This window comes from Thermostichus sp. OS-CIW-29 (assembly GCF_054058195.1).
In genome coordinates this window covers 25,692-32,137 of record NZ_JBSSAB010000037.1, presented here as the reverse complement: position 1 = coordinate 32,137, position 6,446 = coordinate 25,692, and the positions used below count along the sequence as shown (strand labels likewise).

The window sequence follows — 6,446 nt, the reverse complement described above, 5'->3', positions numbered from 1 at the left end:
GTTCTCGTTTTGACAAATTGGCCAGGAACTTCTTGAGTTTTCTCTATCTCGTCAGTGCTCTCTTTTGGCTCAAATGAAAGATCAACACAACCTAAGATATTGAGCACATTAGCATCACGGGATCCCGCCCCTCCATGAGCTACTTGGTTATCGACACCGAGGGCAACCCCAACCTGGGAGAGATCGCCCTTATCGACAGCAGCGGCAAGCTTATTTACCATGCCTACACCCAAGAATACTCGCCCCACCACCCCCAGCCCAAGCCTTTAGCCCAGATTGTTGCGGACCTACGGCGTTTGGCCCAAGGTAAAACCCTCGTTTTCCACCATGCAGAGCACGACCTAAAAATCCTTAAACAAGCCTTTGAGCAAGCTAACCAAGAGTGGCTTTCTAACCCCGTTTTTTGCACTTGGCTAGCTGCCAAGGAATGTTTCCCCAACCTCCCCAGCTACAGCCTAGAGTATCTCAGCAAACATCTCGGGATCCAACTGGAGAGCGGTTACTTCAACTCCAAACTGGCCCACGACGCCAGCTACGATGCCCTCTTTACCTACCACCTCTATCGCCACCTCACCCACGCTCAGCTCAAAGCCCAGAATGTTCCCAATCCTTTCGCCAACAGCAGAGTTGACAATCCCTTTCAGCATTATCCCGACGAGACCACCATCTATCAGCCTCAGTACCAGCAGCTCACTGCCACCCTACAGGACATCCAACGGGATCCCAACCACCAGAGCCGAGGGGTTGTCTTACTGGGAGAACCTGGATCCGGCAAGACCCACCTGATCATGCGGGTGGCCCAAAACCTCCTGCGCCACAACCGTCTCCTGTTTATCCCTCAGCCCACCCATCCCGACAACATCTACCACCACATCTACAGCCACACCCTGGAATCCCTGCGCGAACGGGTAGATGCCCATCACCACACCCAGCTCGACTACTTGATTGCCAAGACCTTTGTGGAAATCTTGAAAACCTTCCCCCAAACCTCAAAAACTGAAGAGCTTCTCTCCCTTCTCACGGCGGATCCCCTCAACCTCTTTCATCGCCTGGGAGCAGAAGGCACCGAGCGTCGTCGTCAACAATGGCAAGCCATTGAAAAACAGGTTCTGCGCTGGTGGGCAGAGCAAAACTTCCTTACCGGTTCCACCGAAAACATTCTCAAGGGCATCATCAAATACTGCAGCTACAGGGATCCCAACCGCCGTCACCAGATCATCCGCTGGCTCAGCGGTACCGACCTGGATCCTGAAGAAACCAACTTGATTGGGTTGCCCCCTTGGAGTGCAGATCTGGATCGCAACACCTTTGCCCTAGAAGGAATGAAAGTCATCGGTAGGCTCTCGCTGCTTGACCGACCTCTCATTATTGTCTTTGACCAATTGGAAGCTTTGGGCCGAGAGGAAAATCGAGATATCCTTCTCAACTTTGGCGATGCCCTGAAAGAGCTTTTTACCCGTATTCCCAACAGTCTATTTGTCCTTAATTTGTTTCCTGATCGTTGGCAACATTTCCAAACCCAATTTGACCGGGCTACCGTCGATCGCCTCTCCCAAACCGTCCTCTCCCTAGATCTCCCCTCTCTTCCCCAGCTTCAAGCCCTTCTCCAGAGCCGCCTGCCTTCAGGGATCCACCTCCAAGCTCTCTTTACCGCCGATGACCTGAGCGATATTCTTGGCCAACCCTCCATCCGGGCCATTCTCAACCGGGCCTCAGCCTACTATCGCCACTACATCAACGGGATCCCTCTCCCTCCCCAGGTGCAAGTTGTACCCACTGCCAGCAATCTAGCCGCCCGTGTCCAGCGGCTCGAAACTGAGCTGCAAACCCTCAAACAACTGCTCATCCCCCTTCTTCCTGCCCAGAGTCTCCTTGCTGTAGCTCCGCCTCTCCAGCCACCCAGCCTCTCTGAGGATCCTGCCGAAGTCTTGGAACCCTACCTCCGTGATACCGAGGCCCAGCTTCGTGCCAGCTATCCCCAAGAGGCGATTATGGACAGCACAGCTGATATCGGCAAATTGCGCACCATCGGCAATGCCCTACAAGGGATCCATCCCCTCCCCATGAGCACCCTGAGACTGGGCCAATGCAAACTTCCAGATCACCTCTATTTCTCCGCCCAGAAGCGGGTGATCGCCTTTATCCAAGTGGGTCCCAGCAGCATGTATGGACAGCTCAATAACTTCAACCAATTGGTGATTGCTCACCCTGAGCTTCAGTTTCTTTTGCTACGGGATGCCCGCCTTAAGCCTCCTTCCAAAACGGCTACCGCCACCCAAGCGGCCTTGGCCGCCCTCAACAACAGCCCTAATGGCAAGTATAAGCTGCTCACCAAAGAGGATCGCATTCACCTGGAGCTGATGTACAGAATGATCACCGACATCCAAAACCGCGACCTGGAAATCGACCTGACCCAAGCCGTTCGGTATTATCTTGACCACAGGGATCCCCCCCTTATTGCCTGGATCCTGGGCCGTGATTAAGCGCTCCAGATCCGTCGAAACCCCATGTTGTTCAAGGTCGGCTCCGCATCGGGATCCAGCACCGTAAAACCGGGATCCCATATTGTCCGGCCAAGCTTGTGACCTGATTCTTAAGGCTGCCGATCAACGGAGCCAATGGCAAGGGATTGACAGCGGAGCCAAAGTACCTCAAAGTTTCCGGCATAGTGGGCTTTGTCCGGCTCAAGCCCTCCCCTGATTACTCAGTATCGGAGCGGCGGGATTTGAACCCACGACCCCCACTACCCCAAAGTGGTGCGCTACCAAGCTGCGCTACGCCCCGACGCACTTACGGGTAGAAGCCCATGAAGTGCCTAGCTAGTCTAGCATCGGATCGCGGCCAGAGTTAACCCCAAGCTGCGGGATCCCGTGGAAAACATGCTAGCTTAGTTAAGCCGTTAAGAAATCGCACGCCTGAACCACCGGGTGTCCTTACAGCCCTTTCGCGGTTTGCTGCAACAGCTCCTGAGTTCCTTGCCAATGGGGGTAGAGCGCTCTGTGCAGGTAACCGGCGGGAAGGCCGTAACTGGGATCCGTTCGGGCGGAGGCTAACCCGTAGGAGAGGAAAAACTCATGAGCGTAGTCAGTTTGCCTCAACTGTTGGAGGCGGGGGTTCACTTCGGCCACAAGGCCAGCCGCTGGAACCCGAAAATGCGGCCCTACATCTTTACCGAGCGGAACGGCATCCACATTATCGATTTGGTGCAGACGGCCCGCTATCTGAACGAAGCCTACGAGTATGTGCGGGATGCTGCTGACAGGGGTTGGCGCTTCCTGTTTGTGGGCACCAAACGGCAAGCTGCCGGGATCATCGCTCAAGAGGCTCGTCGCTGTGGCAGCTACTATGTCAACCAGCGCTGGCTGGGGGGTATGCTCACCAACTGGGCCACCATCAAAACCCGCATCGACCGCCTCAAAGAAATTGAGGAGATGGAGAGCAGTGGTCTTCTGGATCGCCTGCCCAAACAAGAGGCCAGCCGTCTGCGGCGAGAGTTGGCCAGGTTGGAAAAGTACTTGGGCGGCATTAAAACCATGCGCAAGCTCCCCGATGCGGTGATCATCGTCGATCAGCGGCGGGAGGCCAACGCCGTTCAGGAATGTATCAAGCTGAACATCCCGATCATCTCACTGCTGGACACCAACTGCGACCCCGATCTCAGCGATATCTTCATTCCCTCTAACGACGATGCCATTCGAGCGATTAAGCTGATTGTAGGCAAGCTGGCGGATGCCATCTACGAAGGGCGGCATGGGCAGCTCGACACCGTTGAAGAGGATGAGTACGACTACGAAGGGGCGATGGATCTGGACGACGACATTCTGGAAGACATGGAGGACGAAGAAGAAGGAGAAGCCGAGGAAGGCTAGACCGAGGGCAGGGATCCCGTGCAATCCGGGCACTTCCCTGCCTGTTCCCTATCCAGAGGCGTGTATTCTTGAAATCTAGGTTTACAATTCTACCGAAGCCCGCTCATTCTCACTCATATCCCGCCACATTCTTCCCGTTCTTTCATTCGAGGAGCCCTCATGAGCATTGATGCCAAACTGGTCAAAGAGCTGCGCGAAAAGACGGGCGCAGGCATGATGGACTGCAAAAAAGCCCTGGAAGATTCCGGTGGCGATATGGAGAAAGCCATCACCTGGCTGCGACAGAAAGGGTTGGCAGGGGCAGCCAAAAAGGCCAGTCGCGTCGCGGCAGAGGGGGCAGTTGACAGCTACATCCACTTCGGCAATCGAATTGGGGTGTTGGTGGAAGTGAACTGCGAGACGGACTTCGTGGCCCGCAGCGAAGATTTCAAGAAATTGGTGCAAGACATCGCCAAGCAGATTGCCGCCTGCCAAAACGTAGAATACGTCAGCGTTGACCAGATCCCTGCTGAAGTGGTGGAGCGGGAAAAAGCCATTGAAATGGGCAAAGAAGATCTGGCCAATAAGCCGGAGAACATACGCGAGAAGATCGTGCAAGGTCGCATCGAAAAGCGACTGAAAGAATTGTCTCTGTTGGATCAACCCTTTATTAAAGATTCCTCGATCACGGTGGAGGAATTGGTGAAGCAGCACATTGCCAAACTGGGGGAAAACATTCGGGTGCGGCGGTTTGTGCGCTTTGTCCTGGGAGAGGGGATCGAGAAAGAAGAAGTGGATTTTGCTGCTGAGGTTGCCGCTCAAGCCGGTCTCAAGCCGGCAGAGGCCCCCAAAGTGGAAGAGACTCCACCCGCTCCTCCTGAAGAACCTGCCCCAGAACCGGCCCCTGCTGCCGAGAGCAAGCCGGCCAAAAAAGGCTCCGCCAAGAAAAAGAAATAGCCGGTCAAGGCTGAGCTGTAGGGCCATGTCGGCGGTGCAGAGGCGTTGAAACTGCGTTATGGAGAGTGTGGGCACCTCTATGTCGGCAGTTCTATAACCACTACGCTTGGGTATCCCTTGGGGGAAAGGCTAGGTTATGCATGCAAATGTTCTGATCCTCCCGCCTTGGCAGGGTTAACTCCAGCACGCTAAGGTAGCAGACGGCCTTTTTGGATCCCGGGCATGAGTTTTATCTTGCGCAATGCGTTAATTCCCACCGCCACCGGCTACGAAACCGCAGATGTGCGAATCGAGGGGGAACGGATTGCTGCCATAGGCAGAGGATTACCCGCAACGGGCGCAGACAGCCTGGAACTGGATGCCAGTAACCAACTCTTGCTGCCGGGCTTTGTCAATGCCCACACCCATTCTCCCGAAATGTGGCAACGAGGGATCATACCGCCCTATCCGCTGGAGCTGTGGCTGGCACAACTGCACGAGTATGCGCCGCCGGATCCGGAAAAAATCTATCTCAGCGCGCTGGGGACGGCGGTGGAAACCCTGCTGACGGGGGGCACCTCGGTGGTGGATCATCTGGTGTTGATCCCAGGCCAAGAGTTGGCCACCATTGAGGCGGCGGTACGGGCCTACCGAGAAGTCGGGATCCGCGCCTTCGTGGGCCCCTTGATCCAGGATCAGGCTCTCTCTCGGGGGTTGCCCAGCAGCTCCTCTTGGGATCGGGAGCCGGAAACCTATCCCCTCTCCACAGCAGAGGTGCTGGCCATTGTGGAAGAGGCGGTGCAGCGCTTTCACCGGCCAGAAGAGGGCATTACCCTCATGGTGGCTCCCACAGGGATCCAACTGTGCTCAGACGAGCTGTTCAAGGGCTGTGCGGAGTTAAGCCAGAAGTATGACCTACCCCGCCACGCCCACCTGTTGGAAACCCGCGCCCAGCAGATGTTGGCCCAGGAAAAGTACGGCTGTAGTGCTGTGGAGCATCTGGAGCGCTTGGGCTACCTAGACCGGAAAACTTCCTTGGCCCACTGCGTCTGGCTCAGCGATGCCGATATCGAGATCTTGGCCCGCACCGGCTCTACGGTTGTTCACAACCCCTTGAGCAACCTGCGCCTGGGCAGCGGCATTGCCCCCATTTTGAACTATCGCCGGGCAGGGGTGAACGTGGCCTTTGGCTGCGATGGATCCGCCAGCAACGATTCGCAGGATTTGCTAGAGGCCATCAAAATCGGCACCATCCTTCACAACATCACGGATCCCGACTACCGCCACTGGATTTCTCCCCGCGAGAGCATCGAGATGGCAGCCCGAGGTGGGGCAATCGGCTTGGGCCTGGGGGATCAGATGGGATCCCTGGAAGTGGGCAAGCAAGCGGATCTGGTGCTGTACGATCTCACCCAACTGTCGCTGTTGCCCCGTACCGATCCCATTGGGCTGCTGGTGTTGGGTCGGCCCACCCAGGCAGTGCATAGCGTTTGGGTGCGAGGAAAACAGGTGGTGTCCGGCGGAGCCGTGACGACGGTGGATGTGGCCAAGCTGCGGCAGGATCTGTTTGCCCACAGCACCTGGGATCCCTTCCGCCGATCCCAGCAGGCAGAGCATCTGGAAGCTCGTTATCGTCGGGTGATGGGCTTGCCAAAGTAGCGT

Annotated in this window: 4 protein-coding genes and 1 tRNA gene; 4 read left to right on the top strand and 1 reads right to left on the bottom strand. The window is 56.1% G+C overall.

Annotated elements, in window-relative coordinates:
* The first annotated feature begins 134 nt into the window (after positions 1–134).
* Positions 135–2,483, top strand: a complete 2,349-nt coding sequence (locus ACVWZJ_RS12125; RefSeq protein WP_457396207.1) for an AAA family ATPase — start codon at positions 135–137, stop codon at positions 2,481–2,483.
* Between the two features lie 227 nt (positions 2,484–2,710).
* Here ACVWZJ_RS12125 and ACVWZJ_RS12120 read toward each other — a convergent pair.
* A tRNA-Pro gene (locus ACVWZJ_RS12120) sits at positions 2,711–2,784 on the bottom strand.
* A gap of 290 nt (positions 2,785–3,074) precedes the next feature.
* On the opposite strand from ACVWZJ_RS12120, the gene rpsB reads away from it, so the two are divergent.
* From rpsB to ACVWZJ_RS12105, 3 genes are all read left to right on the top strand, one after another.
* A complete protein-coding gene (rpsB, locus tag ACVWZJ_RS12115; RefSeq protein ID WP_011433146.1) occupies positions 3,075–3,869 on the top strand; it encodes a 30S ribosomal protein S2 in 795 nt (264 codons plus the stop codon).
* Between the two features lie 144 nt (positions 3,870–4,013).
* The gene (gene tsf / locus ACVWZJ_RS12110) at positions 4,014–4,805 is read left to right on the top strand and encodes a translation elongation factor Ts (RefSeq protein WP_457384367.1); all 792 of its coding nucleotides are present in this window, start codon (positions 4,014–4,016) and stop codon (positions 4,803–4,805) included.
* Between the two features lie 222 nt (positions 4,806–5,027).
* Complete coding sequence (locus ACVWZJ_RS12105; protein ID WP_457396205.1) at positions 5,028–6,443, top strand: amidohydrolase; 1,416 nt, start codon at positions 5,028–5,030, stop codon at positions 6,441–6,443.
* Positions 6,444–6,446 lie beyond the last annotated feature (3 nt).

Bases quoted from the DNA above. Each gene is read 5' to 3' on its own strand.
- ACVWZJ_RS12125 (WP_457396207.1), top strand. From the start codon at position 135: ATGAGCTACTTGGTTATCGACACCGAGGGCAACCCCAACCTGGGAGAG.
- rpsB (WP_011433146.1), top strand. From the start codon at position 3,075: ATGAGCGTAGTCAGTTTGCCTCAACTGTTGGAGGCGGGGGTTCACTTC.
- ACVWZJ_RS12105 (WP_457396205.1), top strand. From the start codon at position 5,028: ATGAGTTTTATCTTGCGCAATGCGTTAATTCCCACCGCCACCGGCTAC.